A 19684-nucleotide genomic window follows, 5' to 3' on the forward strand; every position below is an offset into this window, starting at 1 on the left:
CTAATGGGCTTGAATGTTGAGGTGGTGGGTGGGAGAACCGCAAGCGTGGATGTCACCGTCGTCGGCAGCGGACCCAACGGTCTGGCGGCGGCCGTCGTCTGCGCCAGGGCCGGTTTGTCGGTGCAGGTGCTCGAGGCGCAGCCGACCCTCGGAGGCGGCGCCCGCACACTTGCCGACCCGGAGTTTCCCGGCGTGGCCCACGACATCTGTTCGGCCGTTCATCCGCTCGCGCTGGCGTCGCCGTTCCTGGCCGAATTCGACCTGCCCGCCCGCGGCGTGGCCTTGCGGGTGCCCGAGGTCTCCTACGCCAATCCACTTCCCGGTGCGCGCGCCGCGATCGGTTACCACGACCTCGACCGGACCGTCGCGGAGCTCGGGCACGGGCACTCATGGCGCAGGTTGTTCGGCCCCATGGTCGAACGCGACGACGCCGTTCTCAACCTGTTGCTCGGCGACAAACGCTCGGTGCCGAGCAACCCGATCGCCGCGGTCCAGGTCGCGAGCAGGCTCCTCGAACAGGGCACGTTCGCGTGGGGCGCACTCAAGGGTGACGATGCGCGCGCATTGTTCAGTGGCGTTGCTGCGCATGTGATCTCGCAAATGCCGTCGCTGGTGTCGGCCGGTGGGGGCCTCATGTTGGCTACGCTCGCACACACCGTCGGCTGGCCCATCCCCGTCGGCGGAAGCCAGGCCATCGTCGATGCGCTGATCTCCGACCTCCGTGCTCACGGAGGTGTGATCACGGCCGACCACGAAGTCACCGAACCACCCGAGGGTGTCGCACTCTTCGACACCGCACCCACCGCGCTGGCCCGCATCTACGGCGACAAGCTGCCCCGCTGCTACGCAAAAGCGTTGCACCGATACCGATTCGGTCCCGGCGTGGCCAAGGTCGACTTCGTGCTCTCCGAGGATGTGCCGTTCACCGACGAGCGCTTACGACAAGCGCCCACGCTGCACATGGGCGGCACCCGCGAACAGATGGCACACGCCGAACGCGAGATCGCCGCAGGGCGGCACCCCGAGTGGCCGATGGTGCTCGCCGCGCAGCCGCACCTGGAGGATCCCAGCCGCATCGACGCCCAGGGCCGCCGGCCGTTGTGGAGCTACGCGCACGTCCCGAACGGATCGGCCGTCGACCAGACCGAGCGGGTCACCGACATCTTCGAGCGCTTCGCGCCCGGCTTCCGCGACATCGTGGTGGCCGTGCGATCCGTTCCCGCCGCACGCCTGGCCGACCACAACGCCAACCTGGTCGGCGGCGACATCGGCGTCGGCGGCAACACACTCGTTCATGCGCTTACGGGTCCGACCCCTCGACTCAACCCCTGGACCACACCCATCCCCAAGGCGTACCTGTGCTCGTCGGCCACGCCGCCCGGGGGCGGGGTGCACGGCATGGCCGGTTACTTCGCCGCGCGCACGGTACTGCGACGCGAGTTCGACATCAAAACGATGCCTGCGCTGTCTCCCTGAGCCCGGAACCCGGTACGTATCGATGCAAATTCGATGCGTATCTGCGGTGAGAAGGGGTACCCCGATTGAGTTCGACCGATTCGGGTACCTGTCATCGCATCGAGTGAAGGGGACGCTGCTTGCGCGGGATCAATGGAAACACGCAGACCCCGCTCCTGTCGGTGTCAGACCTCACCGCTCCACCCAGAGGGCTGATGACCACGGCATTTCCGGTATGGCGCGACGCCATACGCAGTGAGGTGCTTCGGTCACTGGCCGATTTCGTCAAGGCGCGCTGCGCCGACGACCTCAAGTCGGCCGGAGTCGATATCGCCGCCGACGTCCTGCAGGATTTCGTCGACGGCGGAAAGTGCGTCCGCTCGACTTTCGTCTACCTGGGCTGGTTGTCCAACGCCGACGACGATCCCGGTGCGCTGCGGGCGGCCGCGAGCTTCGAGTTGCTGCATGCGTTCGCCCTGTTGCAGGACGACGTTATGGACGGCTCCGCGCTGCGCCGCGGGCGCCCCTCTGCTCATATCAGGTTCGCGCAGTGGCATCGCGATCGGGCGATGTCGGGTTCATCCGAACGTTTCGGCGAGGCCGCTGCCGTCCTTCTCGGTGATCTGTGCCTGGTGTGGGCTGCACAGATGCTGCGGGAAAGCGGTGTCGGCGAGGCTGCGCTGGCGCGCGGCTGGCACAGATACGACGCGATGCGCACCGAACTCGCCGTCGGCCAGTTCGCCGACCTGGTCAACGACGCCGCCGAATTCCCTGAGTGGGAACGAGTTCTTGACGTGATGCGGCGCAAGTCCGGCAACTACACCGTGCGCAGACCGCTCGAGATCGGCGCCGACATGGCCGGATGCCCGCCCGGTGTGCTGATGTTGCTCGGCCAGTACGGCGAAGCGGTCGGCGAGGCCTTCCAGTTGCGTGACGACGTCCTCGGCATCTTCGGGTCTCCCGAGATCACCGGTAAGCCGGCAGGCAGTGACCTCTTTGAGCACAAGGCGACCAGCGTCGTGGTGGCCGCCTACCACCTCGCCGACGCGACCCTTCGCCGCGACCTCACCCGTCTGATGAGCGCCTCAGATCTGGACGACGAGGACATCCGCCGGTGGCGCGAGCTGATCGTCGCGACCGGCGCACTGGAATGGGTTGAGCAGCTGATCGATTCGCGGCTCAACCGCGCGCTCGAGCTGATCGACACAAGGCAACTGGATCCGTTGATCCGCACCGCGCTGACCGACATGGCCGCCGCCTGCACAGAACGGGCCGCGTGATGCGCACCGTCGCGGGCCGCACCGACCACGTCGTCGTGGTCGGTGCAGGACTGTCGGGGCTGTCGGCGGCGCTACAGCTCGCCGGGCGCGGCCGCACCGTTACAGTCCTCGAACGAGGACACCATCCGGGTGGGCGCGTCGGCCGCGCCGACATCAACGGCTACCGCCTCGACACCGGGCCGACCGTGCTGACGATGCCCGACATCATCGACGACGCGTTCGCCGCCGTCGGCGAGAACACCGCAGACCGACTGGACCTGATCAACGTCGACCCCGCCTACCGCGCGTCATTCGCCGACGGCAGCTCGCTGCACGTCCGCGCCGAAGCCGACGCGATGGCCGCCGAGATCGAGGGCTTCGCCGGCCGCGACCAGGCAGAGGGCTATCTGCGCCTTCGCGATTGGCTGGCCAAGCTGTACCGCGTCGAGTTCAACGGGTTCATCGCCGCGAACTTCGACTCACCGTTGTCGCTGTTGACACCGCAGCTTGCCCGATTGACCGCCATCGGCGGCTTCCGGCGCTGGGACAGGATGGTGCGCCGCTTCATCAGCGATGAGCGACTGCAGCGGGTGTTCACCTTTCAGGCGCTGTACGCCGGTGTGCCGCCGCACCGGGCGCTGGCGGTGTACGCCGTGATCGCCTACATGGACACGATCTCCGGCGTGTACTTCCCCCGCGGCGGTGTGCGGGCATTGCCCGACGCGCTGGCCGCGGCCGCAGCCGACGCCGGCGTCGAGTTCCGTTACGGTTCAGCGGTTTCGGCGTTGGAGCGCACAGGCGACCGGGTGGTCGCGGTGCACACCGAGGGCAGTGACCGGATCACGGCCGACGCGGTGGTGCTGACCACCGAACTGCCCGACACATACCGGCTGCTCGGTCGCACGCCGCGGCGTGCGCTGCCGCTGCGGCCCGCCCCGTCGGCGGTGGTGGCCCACATCGGCTGTCGCACCGTGGGCCCGGACGTCGGACACCACACGATCGTTTTCGGCGACGAGTGGCGCAAGACGTTCACCGACATCATCGACGATGGGCGCGTGATGTCGGATCCATCGCTGTTGGTGACCCGCCCCACCGCCGGGGACCCGTCGCTGGCGCCCGCCGGTAGGGACCTGCTGTACGTCCTCGCTCCCGCACCCAATCTCACAGTGGGACATATTGATTGGGCATCAGCGCGTGATGATTACGTGCGCCAGATGATGGACGTGGTGAGCTCACGGCTCCCGCAGGTGGGGGTCGACCCTGAGGTGCTGCACGTCGTGGATCCCGCGGACTGGGCACGTCAGGGGATGGCCGCGGGAACCCCGTTCGCGTTGGCCCACACGTTCAGCCAGACCGGCCCCTTCCGTCCCGCCAACTCCGTTCGCGGCATCGCCAACGTGGTGTTGGCGGGGTCGTCGACCGTCCCGGGAGTCGGCGTGCCGACGGCGCTGCTGTCCGGGCGGCTGGCGGCCGACCGAATCACCGGCCTGCCAGTCCGGCGGGCCCGTAGCCAGGTGGTGCAAGCATGATCGGTTCCGAACTCGACGCCGCGGGCGTACGCGACCCGGCACTGCGCGAGGCCTATCGCCGTTGCCGCACGATCAACGCCGAACACGGCCGCACCTTCTTCCTGGCCACCCGGCTGCTGGCGCCCGAACAGCGTCCTGCCGTGCACGCGCTGTACGGCTTCGCCCGCCGCGCCGACGACATCCTCGACGACTTCGATCCCGTCATCAGCATGAGCGAGCGCGCCGATCAGTTGCAGCGCCTGGCGACCCAGCTGTTCAACCGGCTCGCGCAGGGCAGCTGCGACGACGGGGATCCGTCGCTGGCCGCGGTGGTGCACTGCGCGCGTCGGTACGGCATCCCGTGGGAGCTGTTCGACGACTTCCTCGGCTCCATGCGCATGGACCTGAGTGTCACCGACTATCCCGACCGGGCCGCCCTCGATCGCTACATGTACGGCTCGGCGGAGGTGATCGGTTTACAGCTTTTGCCCGTACTCGGCACCGTCGGCCCACGCGAGGAGGCCGCGCCGTATGCGGCCGCACTCGGAAAGGCGTTCCAGCTCACCAATTTCCTGCGTGACATCGACGAGGATCTCGAGCGCGGCCGAGTCTATCTGCCCGCCGACGAACTGGCCGCACACGGGGTCGACCGGGATGTGCTGACCTGGTGCCACGAGAACCGTCGCACCGACGCGAAGGTGCGCCGGGCGCTGGTGGAACAACACGCCATCAACCGGCGCGTGTACGACTTCGCGCGGCGCGGCATCGCTCATCTGAGCCCGCGGTCGCGCCCCTGCGTGTCCGTGGCCCTCACCTTGTACTCCGAAATCCTCGACCGTATCGAACAAATCGACTTCGCCGTGTTCAGCCAGCGTGCCACCGTCGGCACCGGTCGCCGCATCCGCGTCGGGTGCGCCGGGCTGGTCAAGGCGTGGAGGGCGCGTCGACAGGATCCCAAGGCGTGACGATGGACAACTGGCATTACCTGCTGGTTCTGGCCGCCTGCCTGGTGATCACCGCGCCGTTGGAGATCTTCGGCGACGGCGTTTACCGGCAGGCGCGCCGAGCCGCGACCGCGATTCTGCCCGTGGCCGCGGCGTTCGTGATCTGGGACGTGATCGCCATCTTCGCCGACGTGTGGACATACAACTCGAAGTACGTCACGGGCATCGACATCCCCGGCGTGATGCCGATCGAGGAACTGCTGTTCTTCATCGTGATCCCGCTGTGCGGGTTGTTGACCTACAACGCCGTCACGACGATCCTGACCTGGCTGCAGCGGACCCGGGATCGTGTGGAGCAAACCAAATGACCGGACTGGGATACACAGTGCCCGCCGTGCTCGCGGTGATCGCCGTGTGCGCCCTGGAATTAGGCGTACTTCGTACGGGTCTGTTCCGCAAGCCCGCGTACTGGATCTCGATGGCGATCGTGCTCGGTTTCCAGATACCGGTCGACGGTTGGCTCACCAAGCTCAGCGCACCGATCGTCATCTACGACGAACAGCACACCAGCGGTATCCGGTTCCCGTTCGACATCCCGGTCGAGGACTTCCTTTTCGGCTGGGCGCTGGTCACCGCGGTGCTATTGCTGTGGGAACGGCAGCGGCTGCGCACACAGAGGAGGAACGCGTCGTGAAAGTCAATTCGGGCCGTGACGCCGACCCCGCGGACGTCCCCGCCGCCTTCGACGACGGGGCACCGGCCTACGACACGCTGGTCGACTCCAATCCCGGATACCACGAGCACCTTCGTATTTCGGCGCAGCGGATGCGGTTGCCCGAGGACGGTCGCGGGGTGCGGTTGCTGGACGCCGGCTGCGGCACCGGCGCGTCGACCGCAGCGCTGCTGTCGGTGGCGCCTCACGCCGAGATAGTCGGCGTCGACGGCTCTGAAGGCATGCTGGCCGAGGCGCGGGCCAAACAGTGGCCCGATTCGGTGCGGTTCGTCCACAGCCGCATCGAGGACCTCGCCGCCGCCGGCGTCAGCGGTCCCTTCGACGGCATCTTCGCTGCCTACCTCATCCGCAACCTGCCCGACCCCGACGCGCAACTGCGCGAGTTCCGAACGCTGCTGCGCCCGGGAGCGACGCTGGCGGTTCACGAGTACTCCGTGCGCGACTCGCGGCTGGCGACCGCGGTGTGGAACGCCGTGTGCGCCACCATCATCATTCCGAGCGGGCGTCTCCGCAGCGGTGACGCCTCGCTGTACCGGTACCTGCGGCGCAGCGTGAACCGCTTCGACGGTGCCGCCGGCTTTCGGGATCGCCTGCGCCGCAACGGCTTCACGGCCGTGCACAGCGAGACGATGCCGGGCTGGCAACGCAACATCGTGCACACGTTCCTCGCCGAGGCGCCCCGATGACCGACCCGCAACGCACCACCCACCCCGCACCACCGCCCGACGCGGGGGTGCCTCTCGACAAACCGCACGTGGTCGTCGTCGGCGGGGGCATCGCGGGCCTGGCGGCGGCCACTGGTCTCGCCGAACGCGGTGTGAGCGTCGATGTCCTCGAACGCGAGACGTACCTCGGGGGTCGTGTCGGTGGGTGGACCGATTCGCTCGACGACGGCTCTCCGGTCGCCATGAACCGCGGCTTCCACGCCTTCTTCCGCCAGTACTACAACCTTCGAAACCTGTTGCGCCGCATCGATCCAGCGTTGGGCATGCTCACCGCCGTCTCCGACTACCCCCTGGTCGACGCGTACGGTAGACGCGACACATTCCGGGGGCTGCCGCAGACGCCACCCTGGAATGCGTTGGCCTTCGCGCTGCGCAGCCCCACCTTCCGGCTTCGCGATCTGGTGCGGCTCAACGCCCGCGCCGCGGCGCCCTTGGCCGCGGTGTCGGTCCCCGAGATCTATGACCGTCTGGACCATGTCGACGCAGATACCTTCCTGCGCGACATCAACTTTCCCGAACCCGCTCGCCACCTGGCATTCGAGGTCTTCTCGAGGAGCTTCTTCGCCGAGCCGACCGACCTCTCGGCCGCCGAGTTGGCAACGATGTTCCACATCTACTTCCTGGGCTCCAGCGAGGGCCTGGTGTTCGACGTCGCAGGTGCGAACTTCGACACGGCGCTGTGGGAGCCACTGCGCACTTATCTGCAGTCGCTGGGAGTCCGCATCCACACCGGTGTGTCGGTGACCAAGATACGCACCGGTGACCGGTTCGCGGTGCACTCCGACGGCGGCGACCCGCTCGAGGCCGACGGGGTGGTGCTGGCCACCGATGTCTCCGGCCTGCAGCGCATCGTCGGTGAATCGGCCTCGCTCGGCGACGACGAATGGCGGTCCCGGATCGCCGCGATGGGCACGGCCGCACCGTTCGTGGTGCAGCGACTGTGGTTGGACCGGCCCGTCGATCCGGACCGTGCGGCATTTCTCGGGACGGGCGGTCGACCGCCGCTGGACAATGTGAGCGTGCTGGACAGGTACGAACGGGAGGCGGCGACGTGGTCGCACCGAACCGGCGGCTCGGTGGTGGAGCTGCACGCATACGCGGTGACCGACGGGAAGGACCACGTTCTCGAGCGGCTACCGCTGCGGATGGCCGAACTGTATCCCGAAACCGCCGACGCGAAGATCGTCGGCGAACGGGTGCTGTGCCGTCAGGACTGCCCGCGCTTCGCCCCTGGTGACTTCGAACGCCGCCCCACGGTTTCGACGCCGCACCCCGGCCTGGCACTCGCCGGTGACGGTATCCGTATCGACCTGCCGGTCGCGCTGATGGAGCGGGCCGCCACCACCGGATGGTCGGCGGCCAACCTGCTGCTGAAGCGCTTCGGCCTCACCGGCCACGACCTCCAGACGGTACCCACCCAGGGTCGCTTCGCCCCCCTGCGGCGACTGGCCGAGAGGCAGTACGCATGACCATGCTCGCCGAACTCAAGGCACGGTTGGCGAAAACCACGCCGTTTCAACTGCTTCCGCGCACCACGTGGTCCGGCCAGCGGCCGACGTACGACGATGCCAAGCCGTCGCTGATCCACAGCGCACTGCGCCGCTCACAGCGCAGGCCGAGCGGAAACTGGTATGCGTTCGCGGCCAGCGAGGCCATCGGTAAGCGACCGGTCAGCGCCACGGTCGGCGGGATCGAACTGGTCGCCTGGCGCGGCACCGACGGCAGGCTCGCGGTTGGCCCGGCGTCCTGCCCGCACCTCGGCGCGGACCTGTCCACCGGCACCGTCGAGTGCGGCACGTTGATCTGCCCGTGGCACGGCCTGCGCTTCGACGGCGGCCGAACCTGGAGCTGGCGGCCCTACCCCGGGCACGACGACGGTGTGCTCGCCTGGGTGCGGCTGGACGCGATCGGCGGCGAGACCCCCACGGAGGCACCGATATTGCCGATGCGACCCGACGGGCCGCGGCTGTCGGCGGTGACGCGGTTGGTCGGCACCTGCGAACCCGGCGACGTGATCGCCAACCGGCTCGATCCGTGGCACGGGGCGTGGTTCCACCCGTATTCGTTCACACGCCTCGAGGTGCTCTCGGCGCCGGCGTCCGACGATGATCTCCCCGAAGACGCCGACCGCTTCCTGGTCGCGGTCACCTTCCGCATCGGTCGGCTCGGCGTCCCGGTGATCGCGGAGTTCACCACACCGGAGCCGCGCACCATCACCATGCGCATCATCGACGGAGAAGGCGCGGGAAGCGTGGTCGAGACGCACGCGACCCCGCTTGGTCGCGACCGCGACGGCGCGCCCCGCACCGCCGTCATCGAGGCGGTCATCGCCCATTCCGACCGTCCAGGATTCGCGCACGCGCTTCGGGGCGCGCCGATGATCACCCCGTTCGTGCGATATGCGGCCACCCGCTTGTGGCGTGACGACCTGGCTTACGCCGAACGGCTTTACCGGCAGCGCTCGCGGGCTTGAGCCCGTTTTGCGTGGGGTCGCCCGGGTATACCGCCGAGATGAGCAAGGACATCCGCAAAGGCGACAAGGTGCAGTGGAAGAGTCACGGCACCACCGTCACCGGGACGGTCGAAGAGAAGATCACCTCGGACACCGAGGCCGCGGGTCGCACGGTGCGCGCCGACTCCGATAACCCGCAGTACCGGGTGCGCAGCGACAAGAGCGGCCGCGACGCGGTGCACAAGCCGGAATCGCTGAAGAAGAAGTAGCGTCGTGGCCCACGCCACCGACGATCGCGACGCGACCTACGCCGAGTTCACCGACACCGTCAACATGACCGCCGGTGAACTCGAGAAGTGGCTCGGGGCAGCGGAATCCAAGAATGTCGGCCAGAAGTCCGACGGCGGGGAGTCGACCGGTCACGCGAGCGGCAGGCGCATCGTCGAGTTGCTGCGTAAGAAGAAATCAGAGCTGAACGACGATGATTACACCCACATGCGCAAGGTCGTCGGATATGCGCATCGCCACCTGGCCCAGCGGCCGAACGGCGACATCGAGAGCTCGGCGTGGCGCTACTCGTTGATGAACTGGGGCCACGATCCCTGCAAGTAGGGCTCGTCGAGAAGCGGTATCTGCTCCATGGCCCACGGGCTGATCGACCAGGGCAACCCGACCGCCGAGCGCAGCTGATCCCAGGAGACCCACATCCACTCCATGACCTCACCCGGATCGGGCCGCAACCGCCCGTCGCAGCGGGCGAAGAACACCGGACAGATCTCGTTCTCGACCGTGCCGTCGGCCGCGACCGCGCGGTACCGGAAGTCGGGCAGCACACACACCGGGGATTGGATCGATATGCCCAACTCCTGGCCGGCGCGGCGGCACACCGCATCCTCGACCTGCTCCCCCGGTGCCGGGTGCCCGCAGAATGAGTTCGACCACACCCCCGGCCACGTTGTTTTGTTCAGCGCGCGACGAGTCAACAGCACCCGACCGTCAGCATCGAACAGATAGCACGAAAACCCCAGGTGAAGTGGGGTCGCGGTGTGGTGCACGGTCGTTTTGGCGGCGCTGCCGATCTGCCGCCCCTCTTCGTCCAGAAGGACGACGCACTCGCCCGTCGTGGCCGTGGTCGTCGGCGTGGTCACTGCAGACACCTCATGTGTGTACCCAAATCCGTCGGGCTAACCGACGCATAGACGATGCAACCCGGTCATGAGGTACAACCGCACCATTCGACGGCCTCACGCAAGCTGTGCACGCGCGCGGCCGGGGCGACGCCGCCGGCCGCGTCCCACCCGGTGCCGCCGAGCGCGACGTCGGTATCCGCGCTGGCCGCTGCGACCATATCCATGTCGGCCGTATCGGCGGTGTGTGACCACAGCAGCACCCTGGGCGACGGCGCTACCCGGCCGATCGCCTCAGTCAGCGCCGCCACCGGGACGTCGGCGCCGAGCATCAGCGCACCGCGCCCGCGTTCGGCGAGGGCGGCCCGAAGCGCTTCGAGCGGCAGGACATGCGCTTCTCGCGCGGTGCACGCCAGGATGACCGCTGTCGACGCGTCGATGCGCATGAGCGGCGCTGCGTGCAGTGAGCGCGACACCGCCCACGACAGCGCGTGTTCGACGTCGACGCAGCCGCCGTCCTCGTCCTGCCTGGTCACGATGGCCGCAAACGCCGGCCGCACCATCAGGTCCCATGTGTCGACAACCCCGAAGTGACGCAGGTGGGCTTCCAGGAGCCGACCCAACGCGGCGAGGTCCAGTTCGAATGCCGCCGACAGCAGCGCCTCGACGTCGCCGCGCCGGGGAGCGACGGACCCGGACGCGAGTCGGGCTGCGCTGCGCGCGCTGGTGCCCTGTCCGATGAGCTGGTGCATGTGCTGCACGACGGCGATGTCGTTGTCGCTGTAGAGCCGGTGGCGTCCGGCACGGTGCTGCGATGGCCCGACCCCATAGCGCTGGCTCCAGCTGCGCAGGGTCGCAGTCGGCACCCCGACGCGTTCGGCCACCACGCGGACGGTGTACCGCGGTGTGTCAGCGTCATCCATGGGGCCTGCTCACTGGGGTCTCGGCCTAGCGAGGGTTCACCGATCGCGCGGCGAGCAAACCATCAATGCGAAAGCGATGCATCCGTTCGTTATGTGGACATGGCTGTGGCTCGAAGCGGGTACTTGTAACCCCATGACCGATCAGCAGAAGGACGAACAACACAGCCGCCCTGAGGGACTCGACGACGCGACCGTCGAGGCGGTCGGCGGAGTCTCGGAGGCGTTGGAGTGGGTCGAACGCGCACGCGGACATCTGTATTCGTTCCACCAGCTGATGGGTCGCGCAGACCTGCTGCTGGGCGAGGCGTGTCACAAGTTGCGCGACGTCGGCCACGACGGTGTCGCCGAGCGTCTGGAGTCCGAACTCGTCGGCCGCAACGTGCTGTACGGCCGCTGGACGTTCCAGATCGTCGAGGACTTCGACGACAGCTACTGGTCGGTGTTCCGCGACCACGAACGCCAAGTGCGCGACGAGCTACAGCAGGGCCGCAGGCACGTGTTCGAGTCCGAAATGAAGGAGCGGCGCCGCACCCAAGGTCGCCCCGGGCACGAGCACCGCCCCTGAAACTTGTGATTTCGGTGTCGTCGGTGGCGCTGAGCGCAACCAACTACACCGAAATCGCCGAAGTTAAGCCGTCTCGGTGATGGGCCGGTCCACCCAGCTCATCAGGTCGCGCAGCTTCTTGCCGGTCACCTCGATCGGATGCTCCGCGTTCTTCTTGCGCAGGCCCTCGAGCTCCCTGTTGCCGCCCTCGACGTTGGCGACGAGCTTCTTGACGAAGGTGCCGTCCTGAATCTCGGAGAGAATGGTGCGCATCCGCTCCTTGGTGTCGGCGTCGATCACCCGCGGCCCGGAGAGGTAGCCGCCGAACTCCGCGGTGTCGGACACCGAATAGTTCATCCGCGCGATGCCGCCCTCGTACATCAGGTCGACGATCAGCTTGAGCTCGTGCAGCACCTCGAAGTACGCCAGCTCCGGCGCGTAACCGGCCTCGACCATCACGTCGAACCCGGTTTTGACGAGTTCCTCTGTGCCGCCGCACAACACGGCCTGTTCACCGAACAAGTCGGTCTCGGTCTCGTCCTTGAAGGTGGTCTTGATGACGCCCGCGCGGGTGCCGCCGATACCCTTGGCGTACGACAGCGCAAGCGCCTGCCCCTCACCCTTGGGGTCCTGATCGATCGCGATCAGACACGGCACGCCCTTGCCGTCGACGAACTGCCTGCGCACCAGGTGGCCCGGACCCTTCGGGGCGACCATGCCGATTGTGACGTTGGCAGGCGGCTTGATCAGGTCGAAGTGAATGTTGAGGCCGTGGCCGAAGAACAGCGCGTTGCCATCCTCGAGGTTGGGTTCGATGTCGTTGGAAAAGATCTCGGCCTGTGCGGTGTCGGGGGCCAGCAACATGATGACGTCGGCCCACTTGGCGACTTCGGCGGGTGTGTCGACCTCGAGGCCCTGCTCGGTGACCTTCTCACGAGACTTCGACCCCTCTTTGAGGCCGACCTTCACCTCGACGCCGGAGTCGCGAAGGCTCAGCGAGTGCGCGTGACCCTGGCTGCCGTAGCCGATGACGCCGACCTTGCGTCCCTGGATGATCGACAGGTCCGCGTCGTCGTCATAGAACATCTCTACTGCCACTGAATTTCCTTATCTACTCGATTGATTTGGGGCTACTTGCGTTTACTTGCTCGTTCCGATGCTGCGCGGGCCGCGCGACAGCGACACCACGCCGGACTGCACGATCTCGCGGATTCCGAAGGGCTCCAACACCCGCAGCAGCGCCTCGAGCTTCTCGGGCGTACCGGTCGCCTCGACCGTCAGCGACTCGGTCGACACGTCGACGACCTTGGCGCGGAACAGGTTCACCGCCTCGATGACCTGACCGCGGGTCGACGCGTCGGTGCGCACCTTGATCAGCGCAAGCTCACGCGAAACCGAATTCCCTTCTTCCTGCTCGACGATCTTGATCACATTCACCAGCTTGTTGAGCTGTTTGGTGATCTGCTCCAGCGGCGCTTCGTCCACACTGACCACGATCGTCATCCGCGACATGTTCTTCTGCTCGGTCGCACCGACCGCCAGGGACTGGATGTTGAAGCCGCGCCGAGAGAACAGCGACGCGACGCGCGCCAGTACACCCGGTTTGTCCTCGACCAGAACCGACAACGTCTGCGTAGCGTTGGCACCCATCAGGCGTGGCCTTCTTCCGGATCGTCGAACAGCGGGCGGATGCCGCGCGCGGCCTGGATCTCGTCGTTGCTCGTGCCCGCCGCGACCATGGGCCACACCTGGGCATCCGCGCCGACGATGAAGTCGATCACCACGGGACGGTCGTTGATCTCACGGGCCTGCCGGATCACGTCCTCGACGTCTTCGGCTCGCTCGCAACGTAATCCGACGCATCCGAGCGCCTCGGCCAGCTTGACGAAATCAGGGATACGACGCGAGTGCGTGGCCAGATCCGTTTGGCTGTACCGCTCTTCGTAGAACAGCGTCTGCCACTGACGCACCATGCCGAGGTTGCCGTTGTTGATCAGCGCCACCTTGATCGGCGCACCCTCAACGGCACAGGTGGCCAACTCCTGGTTGGTCATCTGAAAACAGCCGTCGCCGTCGATGGCCCACACCTCGGCCTCCGGGCGGCCGAACTTGGCCCCCATCGCCGCGGGCACGGCGTAGCCCATGGTGCCCAGGCCGCCGGAGTTCAGCCATGTCTTCGGGTTCTCGTAGGAGATGAACTGTGCGGCCCACATCTGGTGCTGGCCGACGCCGGCGACGTACACCGCCTCGGGTCCGGCCATTCTGCCCAGTGTCTCGATGACGTACTCGGGCGAGAGGCTGCCGTCGCTCTGCGGTCCGTAGCTCAACGGATAGGTCGCCTGCACACCGCGCAGATACTCCGTCCAGTTGTCGATCGTGATCGCGTCGGCGGCGCCATCGCGACGCAGCGCCACGACCAGGTCTGCGATGACGGCCTTGACGTCACCGACGATCGGCACGTCGGCGTGGCGGTTCTTGCCGATCTCGGCGGGGTCGATGTCGGCATGGATGACCTTGGCCTCCGGCGCGAAGGAGTCCAGCCGTCCGGTCACCCGGTCGTCGAAGCGGGTGCCCAGCGCGATCAACAGGTCGCTGCGCTGCAGGGCGGCCACCGCGGACACCGTGCCGTGCATTCCCGGCATGCCCATGTTCTGCGGGTGGCTGTCGGGGAACGCACCGCGCGCCATCAGCGTGGTGACGACCGGTATACCGGTCAGCTCGGCCAGTTCCAGAAGTTCTTCGCTGGCCTCACCGCGGATCACCCCGCCGCCGACGTAGAACACCGGCTTGCGCGCGGCGGCGATCAGTTTGGCGGCCTCGCGGATCTGGCGGTTGTGCGGCTTGGTGTTGGGCTTGTAGCCCGGCAGGTCGATGCGCGGTGGCCAGCTGAAGGTGCACTGACCCTGCAGAACGTCCTTGGGGATGTCGACCAGCACAGGCCCGGGGCGGCCTGAAGCCGCGATGTGGAACGCCTCGGCGATCGCCTGCGGGATCTCGTCGCCGCTGCGCACCAGGAAGTTGTGCTTGGTGATGGGCATCGTGATGCCGGAGATGTCGGCCTCCTGGAACGCATCGGTGCCGATCAGGCCGCGCCCGACCTGACCGGTGATCGCCACCACCGGAATCGAGTCCATATGCGCGTCGGCCAACGGCGTCACCAGGTTGGTAGCACCGGGCCCCGACGTGGCCATCATCACGCCGACCTTGCCGGTCGCGTGGGCGTAACCGCTCGCGGCATGCCCGGCGCCCTGCTCGTGACGGACCAGGACGTGGCGCAACTTCTTGGAGTCGAACAGCGGGTCGTACACCGGCAGCACCGCGCCGCCGGGGATCCCGAAAATGGTGTCGACGTCGAGTTCCTCCAGCGACCGGATGACCGCCTGTGCGCCGGTCATCTGTTGCGGCTCAGCGCGTTTGGCCGGTGCGGGCGCAGACTTGGCAGTCTGTTGGGTGGCATGTCCGTCGTCGGGCACGGTTGCCGCCACCTGCTCCAGCGGTCGGGTTGTTGGTGCGCTCACGGTGTTCGTTCTCCTAAATCCTTCTTCGGATCCGTCTCTAGGGTCTCAAATTCGGTGGTCGGGCAAGAAAAAACCCCCGTCAGCTGGATTGCTGTACGAGGGTCGCGCGCTGATGCCGGAGTTATGCCCGAGTAAGGGCGAGCGCGGCATCAACGCGCTTCCCGATTACTACGAGCAACCCCTGGGCCTGCATAACCGTCGACGGTAGCCTCTGCACTGGTCACAGGTCAAATTGCGGCACGGTGCGAAGATGGCGGGGTGAGTTCGAACGCCGCACCCGCTCCCGTGGTCATCCGGATCTCTCCCATGGCGCATTTCGCCGTCGCCTTCCTGGCGTTCAGCATGCTCTGCCTGGTTCTGGCGGGCCTCACCTGGGTGGCGGCCCTGCTGATCATTCCCATCGTGTTGTCGGTGTTCGTCGCGCGCTACCGCACCGTCGCCGACCGCGATCAGGTGACCGCGCGCACGCTGTTGGGCACCGAGACCGTCGGCTGGGGTGACATTGACGGCCTGCGGTTCGGCAAGGGGTCATCGGCCTACGCCCATTTGAAGGACGGCAGGGACCTGCGGTTGCCCGCGGTGACGTTCGCGACGTTGCCGCTGTTGGCCGAGGCCAGCGACGGGCGTGTGCCGAATCCGTACTCGAAGGATTAAGCGAACGGGTTGCCGCCGTTGAGCAGCACCCAGATCGCCACACCCCCGCCCGCGCCGAGCACCAGCGCGCCAAGCGATCCGAGGAAGGGTCGACGTGCCCAACCGCGCCCGGCGTCGAATCCGTACCGGCCGGGGCCCGTCAACACCAGCGCGGCCACCGCGCAGGTCAAGAACACCTTGTACTCGTGTCCGTCGGTGAGGAAGTCCGAGAGCCGCGCCTCTTCGTGGGCGACCATCGCCTCAGCCAGCACGCCGGTCACCAGATAGGCCAGCGCGCCGGCGGCGGCTACCGGGGTGAAGAGACCCAGGATGAGCAGCACGCCTGCGGCGATCTGCCCGAAGGCACCGACGTAGGTCAGGATGTCGGCATAGCGGAAGCCCATATCGGACAGCTGGGCTTCCCATCCGCCCAGCCCGGGCCCGCCCCACAGGCCGAACGCCTTCTGCAGGCCGTGGCCGATGAACAGGGCACCGACTGCGAGCCGCAACAGTAGAAGGCCGAGGTCGAGCGTGCCGCGGCGCTCCGGTGCGGCGCGGAACGGATCGGGGCCGATCTCCGCTGGTTCGGCCGAGTAGTCGAGTGCGTGCCGGCCGCCGGGCTGCACGTACGGCAGCGGCTCGGGATCGTTGAGCAGTCCGAAACCGGTGGAGACTGGCGCGCCGCTGTTCGAGTCGTAGTGCGGGATCGCGGTGGTCTCGAAGTCGCCGGCGTAGTTGGCCGACGGGAGATCATCTTCGGGGTCGACCAGGCTGGCCGACGTGGGCCGCCCGGCCGCGTCGTCGGGCCGCTGCCACGCGCGTGGGTCATTGGAATGACTGGTCACCATGCCAGCGTAAGTGCTTGTCACCCGGTAGCCGGGTATTGGCGCGGTGCTTTCGGGGCCTTAATTCGCCGACGGTTCGCGGCGCGACCCAGTGGGTGTGCGTGGCGAACCCATCCGAATGATCCGTAACCTGGCTCGCATGAAACTGCGCCGGCCGATGCGGGGTGCGCTCGCCGTGGCGTGCGCGGCGTTGCTCGTCGGGTCGGGCTGTGCGCGATTCGACGATCTGCAGTCGCAACCGTTCACCACTGAGCCCCAGCTCGAGCCCGGTCCGACGTCGTCACCGCCGCCACCGCCGCCGCTGCCCCCGACGCCCTTTCCGAAGGAGTGCCCGGCGCCCGGCGTCATGCAGGGTTGTCTGGAAAGCACCAGCGGCCTGATCATGCTGCCCGACAGCCAGTCGGCCCTTGTCGCCGAGCGCACGACCGGTGTGGTCAAAGAGGTTTCGGTGCGGGCGGAGCCCAAGGTCAAGACCACGCTGCCGGTCGACGGGTCGGGTGACGGCGGTTTGTTGGACATCGTGCTGTCGCCGACTTATCAACAGGACCGGTTGATGTATGCCTACGTCAGCACCCCGACCGACAACCGCGTCATCCGGATCGCCGACGGCGACATCCCCAAGCCGATCCTGACCGGCATCCCGAAGGGCGCCACCGGCAACACGGGCGCGTTGATCTTCACCAGCCCGACGACGCTGCTCGTGCAGACCGGCGACGCGGGCAATCCCGCCGATGCCGCCAACCCGGGGTCGCTGGCCGGTAAGGCGTTGCGGATCGAGCAGCCCACCACGGTCGATCAGGCCCCGACCACCACGGCGCTGTCGGGCCTGGGCGCTGCGGGCGGTATGTGCCTCGACCATTCGGACGGGTCGCTGTACGTCACCGACCGCGCCCCCTCGGGAGACCGGCTGCAGCGCATCACCAAGGATTCCAAGATCTCGACGGTGTGGACGTGGCCCGACCGGCCAGGCGTTGCGGGCTGCGCCGCCCTCGACGGGTCGGTACTGGTCAATCTGGTCAACACCAAGCAGACCGTCGCCGTGCGGCTCGCGCCCGAGACCGGCGCGGTGACCGGCGATCCCGAGGTGGTGCGCCAAGACCAGCACGGCCACGCTTGGGCGTTGGCGATGTCGCCCGACGGCAACATCTGGGGCGCCACCATCAACAAGACGGCCGGCGACGCGGGAAAACTCGACGACGTGGTGTTCCCGCTGTTCCCGCAGGGCGGCGGCTTCCCGCGCAACCCGGCGGACAACACCTGATCGACCGCGCGGCAGGGATCTTCAGCTCTCAACGATGCGCAGGCCGATGATGCCCACGACGATCACGGCGAGAAACGCCATGCGCGCCGCGCCTGCCGGCTCACCGAGCAGGAACACTCCCGCGACCGCGACGCCCACGGCGCCGATGCCCACCCAGACCGCATAGCCGGTGCCTGCGGGCAACTGACGAAGTGCCAGGGCTGTGAATCCGCCGCGTCGCGCACGACCCTGTGTGCAGTTACGGCGCTAGCTGCAGGCCGCCAAGACCAGCTCGCGCACCCGTGCCGCGTCGGCCTGACCCTTGGTGGCCTTCATGACGGCACCGACGATCGCGCCCGCGGCCTGAACCTTGCCGCCCCGGATCTTCTCGACGATGCCGGGATTGGCCGCCAGCGCCTCGTCGACGGCGGCCTGCAACGCCGAATCGTCGCGCACGACCTCCAGTCCGCGATCCTTCATCACCTGCTCGGGTTCGCCGTCGCCGGCCAACACACCCTCGACGACCTGCCGGGCGAGCTTGTTGGACAGCTTGCCGCCGTCGACGAGCTTGACGACCGCGGCCACCTGCGCCGGCGTGATCGGGAGCGCGTCGAGCTCCACACCAGCTTCGTTGGCCTTCTGCACCAGGAAGTTTCCCCACCACGCCCGGGCCGCGTCGCTGGATGCGCCCTGTTCGACGGTGGCGGCAATCAGGTCGAGCGCACCGATGTTGACGAGGTCGCGCATCACCTCGTCGGATATTCCCCATTCTTCCTGAACTCGCTTGCGGGACAGCCACGGAAGCTCGGGAATCGTCGCCCGCAACCGCTCGATCCACTCCGCATCGGGTGCCACCGGCTCGAGGTCGGGCTCGGGGAAATACCGGTAATCCTCGGCGGTCTCCTTGCTGCGTCCCGGTGAGGTGTACCCGTCTTCGTGAAAGTGCCTGGTCTCCTGGGTGATTCGACCACCGGACTCGAGAACCGCTGCCTGGCGGCGCATCTCGTAACGGACGGCGACCTCGACGCTCTTGAGCGAGTTGACGTTCTTGGTTTCGGTGCGGGTGCCGAACTCCTTCCGCCCTGTCGGTTTGAGCGAGACGTTGGAGTCACAGCGCATCGATCCCTGGTCCATGCGGACATCGGAGACGCCGAGGCCGCGCAGCAGATCTCGCAGCGCCGTCACGTAGGCACGGGCGATCTCGGGGGCGCGCTCGCCGGCGCCTTCGATGGGCTTGGTGACGATCTCGATCAGAGGCACACCCGATCGGTTGTAGTCGATCAGCGAGGTCGTGGCGCCTTCGATGCGGCCCGTCTCGCTACCGAGGTGGGTCAGCTTGCCGGTGTCCTCCTCCATGTGGGCGCGCTCAATCTCGACCCGCCAGGTCGAACCGTCGTCGAGCGGCACGTCGAGGTAACCGTTGATCGCGATCGGCTCGTCGTACTGCGAGATCTGGTAGTTCTTCGGCATGTCCGGATAGAAGTAGTTCTTGCGGGCGAACCGGCACCACGGCACGATCTCGCAGTTCAGCGCGAGCCCGATCCGGATCGCGGACTCGACGGCCTTCTCGTTGAGCACGGGCAGCGACCCGGGCAGTCCCAGGCAGACGGGGCACACCTGAGTGTTGGGTTCGGCGCCGAACCTATTGGCGCAACCGCAGAACATCTTGGTGGCGGTGGACAGTTCGACGTGGACTTCCAATCCGAGCACGGGCTCGTAGCGCGCGACGACGTCGTCGTAGTCGAGCAGCTCGGCGGTCGCAGCAGTCATGACCCCGA

21 protein-coding genes and 1 pseudogene are annotated in these 19684 nt (G+C 67.4%); 14 read left to right on the top strand and 8 right to left on the bottom strand.

Annotated elements, in window-relative coordinates; all coding sequences use genetic code 11:
• Positions 1–45: 45 nt before the first annotated feature.
• The 11 genes from AAHH99_RS07780 to AAHH99_RS07830 all read left to right on the top strand — a co-directional run bounded on the left by AAHH99_RS07780 (position 46) and on the right by AAHH99_RS07830 (position 9688).
• Positions 46–1476, top strand: a complete 1431-nt coding sequence (locus AAHH99_RS07780) for a phytoene desaturase family protein (protein ID WP_418768145.1) — start codon at positions 46–48, stop codon at positions 1474–1476.
• A gap of 194 nt (positions 1477–1670) precedes the next feature.
• Entirely contained in the window at positions 1671–2735 is a 1065-nt protein-coding gene (locus AAHH99_RS07785) for a polyprenyl synthetase family protein (RefSeq protein WP_418768146.1), read from the top strand.
• Entirely contained in the window at positions 2735–4243 is a 1509-nt protein-coding gene (gene crtI / locus AAHH99_RS07790) for a phytoene desaturase family protein (RefSeq protein ID WP_418768147.1), read from the top strand. Before AAHH99_RS07785 ends, crtI begins: the two co-directional genes overlap by 1 nt.
• Positions 4240–5187 carry a phytoene/squalene synthase family protein gene (locus tag AAHH99_RS07795; RefSeq protein WP_418768148.1) on the top strand — a complete coding sequence of 316 codons (948 nt, stop codon included), beginning with the start codon at positions 4240–4242 and terminating at the stop codon, positions 5185–5187. The genes crtI and AAHH99_RS07795 overlap by 4 nt, the downstream gene beginning before the upstream one ends.
• A gap of 2 nt (positions 5188–5189) precedes the next feature.
• Entirely contained in the window at positions 5190–5534 is a 345-nt protein-coding gene (locus tag AAHH99_RS07800) for a lycopene cyclase domain-containing protein (protein ID WP_418769550.1), read from the top strand.
• Complete coding sequence (locus AAHH99_RS07805) at positions 5531–5860, top strand: lycopene cyclase domain-containing protein (protein WP_418768149.1); 330 nt, start codon at positions 5531–5533, stop codon at positions 5858–5860. The genes AAHH99_RS07800 and AAHH99_RS07805 overlap by 4 nt, the downstream gene beginning before the upstream one ends.
• Complete coding sequence (locus tag AAHH99_RS07810; RefSeq protein ID WP_418768150.1) at positions 5857–6585, top strand: class I SAM-dependent methyltransferase; 729 nt, start codon at positions 5857–5859, stop codon at positions 6583–6585. The genes AAHH99_RS07805 and AAHH99_RS07810 overlap by 4 nt, the downstream gene beginning before the upstream one ends.
• On the top strand, positions 6582–8093 hold the full coding sequence (locus AAHH99_RS07815) for an FAD-dependent oxidoreductase (protein WP_418768151.1): 1512 nt from the start codon (positions 6582–6584) through the stop codon (positions 8091–8093). The genes AAHH99_RS07810 and AAHH99_RS07815 overlap by 4 nt, the downstream gene beginning before the upstream one ends.
• Positions 8090–9097, top strand: coding sequence for a DUF5914 domain-containing protein (locus tag AAHH99_RS07820; RefSeq protein WP_418768152.1), 1008 nt, complete (start codon positions 8090–8092; stop codon positions 9095–9097). Before AAHH99_RS07815 ends, AAHH99_RS07820 begins: the two co-directional genes overlap by 4 nt.
• Positions 9098–9135: 38 nt before the next feature.
• Positions 9136–9345 (top strand): DUF2945 domain-containing protein, encoded by a 210-nt coding sequence (locus AAHH99_RS07825; protein ID WP_064398548.1) that lies wholly within the window; start codon positions 9136–9138, stop codon positions 9343–9345.
• 4 nt (positions 9346–9349) lie between these two features.
• On the top strand, positions 9350–9688 hold the full coding sequence (locus AAHH99_RS07830; protein ID WP_418768153.1) for a DUF3140 domain-containing protein: 339 nt from the start codon (positions 9350–9352) through the stop codon (positions 9686–9688).
• On the opposite strand, the gene idi is transcribed toward AAHH99_RS07830, so the two are convergent.
• Together idi and AAHH99_RS07840 are read right to left on the bottom strand one after the other, a co-directional pair.
• Complete coding sequence (idi, locus tag AAHH99_RS07835; protein WP_418768154.1) at positions 9649–10224, bottom strand: isopentenyl-diphosphate Delta-isomerase; 576 nt, start codon at positions 10222–10224, stop codon at positions 9649–9651. The two genes, AAHH99_RS07830 and idi, sit on opposite strands and share 40 nt — an antisense overlap.
• 65 nt (positions 10225–10289) lie before the next feature.
• Positions 10290–11126, bottom strand: coding sequence for a MerR family transcriptional regulator (locus tag AAHH99_RS07840; RefSeq protein ID WP_418768155.1), 837 nt, complete (start codon positions 11124–11126; stop codon positions 10290–10292).
• A 133-nt stretch (positions 11127–11259) separates the two neighbouring features.
• On the opposite strand from AAHH99_RS07840, the gene AAHH99_RS07845 reads away from it, so the two are divergent.
• Positions 11260–11691 (top strand): hypothetical protein, encoded by a 432-nt coding sequence (locus AAHH99_RS07845; RefSeq protein ID WP_418768156.1) that lies wholly within the window; start codon positions 11260–11262, stop codon positions 11689–11691.
• A gap of 63 nt (positions 11692–11754) precedes the next feature.
• On the opposite strand, the gene ilvC is transcribed toward AAHH99_RS07845, so the two are convergent.
• Genes ilvC through AAHH99_RS07860 form a run of 3 tightly spaced genes read right to left on the bottom strand, consistent with a single transcriptional unit; the run spans position 11755 to position 15188 of the window.
• Entirely contained in the window at positions 11755–12756 is a 1002-nt protein-coding gene (gene ilvC, locus AAHH99_RS07850; protein ID WP_418769551.1) for a ketol-acid reductoisomerase, read from the bottom strand.
• A 54-nt stretch (positions 12757–12810) separates the two neighbouring features.
• Complete coding sequence (gene ilvN, locus AAHH99_RS07855; RefSeq protein WP_418768157.1) at positions 12811–13320, bottom strand: acetolactate synthase small subunit; 510 nt, start codon at positions 13318–13320, stop codon at positions 12811–12813.
• Positions 13320–15188, bottom strand: a complete 1869-nt coding sequence (locus AAHH99_RS07860) for an acetolactate synthase large subunit (protein WP_418768158.1) — start codon at positions 15186–15188, stop codon at positions 13320–13322. Before AAHH99_RS07860 ends, ilvN begins: the two co-directional genes overlap by 1 nt.
• A gap of 306 nt (positions 15189–15494) precedes the next feature.
• Between AAHH99_RS07860 and AAHH99_RS07865 the strand changes: the two genes are divergently transcribed.
• Positions 15495–15842 carry a PH domain-containing protein gene (locus AAHH99_RS07865; protein WP_418769552.1) on the top strand — a complete coding sequence of 116 codons (348 nt, stop codon included), beginning with the start codon at positions 15495–15497 and terminating at the stop codon, positions 15840–15842.
• Here the strand turns inward: AAHH99_RS07865 and AAHH99_RS07870 are convergent.
• A complete protein-coding gene (locus AAHH99_RS07870; protein ID WP_418768159.1) occupies positions 15839–16666 on the bottom strand; it encodes a DoxX family protein in 828 nt (275 codons plus the stop codon). The genes AAHH99_RS07865 and AAHH99_RS07870 overlap by 4 nt on opposite strands.
• A gap of 139 nt (positions 16667–16805) precedes the next feature.
• Here AAHH99_RS07870 and AAHH99_RS07875 point away from each other — a divergent pair, with 139 nt between their 5' ends.
• Positions 16806–17927, top strand: coding sequence for a PQQ-dependent sugar dehydrogenase (locus AAHH99_RS07875; RefSeq protein ID WP_418768160.1), 1122 nt, complete (start codon positions 16806–16808; stop codon positions 17925–17927).
• Positions 17928–17948: 21 nt separating this feature from the next.
• On the opposite strand, the pseudogene AAHH99_RS07880 reads toward AAHH99_RS07875, so the two are convergent.
• Both AAHH99_RS07880 and gatB read right to left on the bottom strand, forming a co-directional pair.
• Positions 17949–18122: pseudogene (locus tag AAHH99_RS07880) on the bottom strand (SMR family transporter); the annotation flags it as partial.
• A 51-nt stretch (positions 18123–18173) separates the two neighbouring features.
• Entirely contained in the window at positions 18174–19676 is a 1503-nt protein-coding gene (gene gatB / locus AAHH99_RS07885; RefSeq protein ID WP_418768161.1) for an Asp-tRNA(Asn)/Glu-tRNA(Gln) amidotransferase subunit GatB, read from the bottom strand.
• Positions 19677–19684: the final 8 nt, after the last annotated feature.

Origin of the sequence: Mycobacterium neumannii (assembly GCF_048452905.1) — a bacterium.
GTDB lineage: Bacteria > Actinomycetota > Actinomycetes > Mycobacteriales > Mycobacteriaceae > Mycobacterium > Mycobacterium neumannii_B.

What these genes read in the sequence shown, in the direction of transcription:
- AAHH99_RS07785 (WP_418768146.1), top strand. Translation starts at nt 1,671, where the DNA reads ATGACCACGGCATTTCCGGTATGGCGCGACGCCATACGCAGTGAGGTG.
- crtI (WP_418768147.1), top strand. Translation starts at nt 2,735, where the DNA reads ATGCGCACCGTCGCGGGCCGCACCGACCACGTCGTCGTGGTCGGTGCA.
- AAHH99_RS07795 (WP_418768148.1), top strand. Translation starts at nt 4,240, where the DNA reads ATGATCGGTTCCGAACTCGACGCCGCGGGCGTACGCGACCCGGCACTG.
- AAHH99_RS07800 (WP_418769550.1), top strand. Translation starts at nt 5,190, where the DNA reads ATGGACAACTGGCATTACCTGCTGGTTCTGGCCGCCTGCCTGGTGATC.
- AAHH99_RS07805 (WP_418768149.1), top strand. Translation starts at nt 5,531, where the DNA reads ATGACCGGACTGGGATACACAGTGCCCGCCGTGCTCGCGGTGATCGCC.
- AAHH99_RS07815 (WP_418768151.1), top strand. Translation starts at nt 6,582, where the DNA reads ATGACCGACCCGCAACGCACCACCCACCCCGCACCACCGCCCGACGCG.
- AAHH99_RS07820 (WP_418768152.1), top strand. Translation starts at nt 8,090, where the DNA reads ATGACCATGCTCGCCGAACTCAAGGCACGGTTGGCGAAAACCACGCCG.
- AAHH99_RS07825 (WP_064398548.1), top strand. Translation starts at nt 9,136, where the DNA reads ATGAGCAAGGACATCCGCAAAGGCGACAAGGTGCAGTGGAAGAGTCAC.
- AAHH99_RS07840 (WP_418768155.1), bottom strand. Translation starts at nt 11,126, where the DNA reads ATGGATGACGCTGACACACCGCGGTACACCGTCCGCGTGGTGGCCGAA.
- AAHH99_RS07845 (WP_418768156.1), top strand. Translation starts at nt 11,260, where the DNA reads ATGACCGATCAGCAGAAGGACGAACAACACAGCCGCCCTGAGGGACTC.
- ilvC (WP_418769551.1), bottom strand. Translation starts at nt 12,756, where the DNA reads ATGTTCTATGACGACGACGCGGACCTGTCGATCATCCAGGGACGCAAG.
- ilvN (WP_418768157.1), bottom strand. Translation starts at nt 13,320, where the DNA reads ATGGGTGCCAACGCTACGCAGACGTTGTCGGTTCTGGTCGAGGACAAA.
- AAHH99_RS07865 (WP_418769552.1), top strand. Translation starts at nt 15,495, where the DNA reads ATGGCGCATTTCGCCGTCGCCTTCCTGGCGTTCAGCATGCTCTGCCTG.
- AAHH99_RS07875 (WP_418768160.1), top strand. Translation starts at nt 16,806, where the DNA reads ATGAAACTGCGCCGGCCGATGCGGGGTGCGCTCGCCGTGGCGTGCGCG.
- gatB (WP_418768161.1), bottom strand. Translation starts at nt 19,676, where the DNA reads ATGACTGCTGCGACCGCCGAGCTGCTCGACTACGACGACGTCGTCGCG.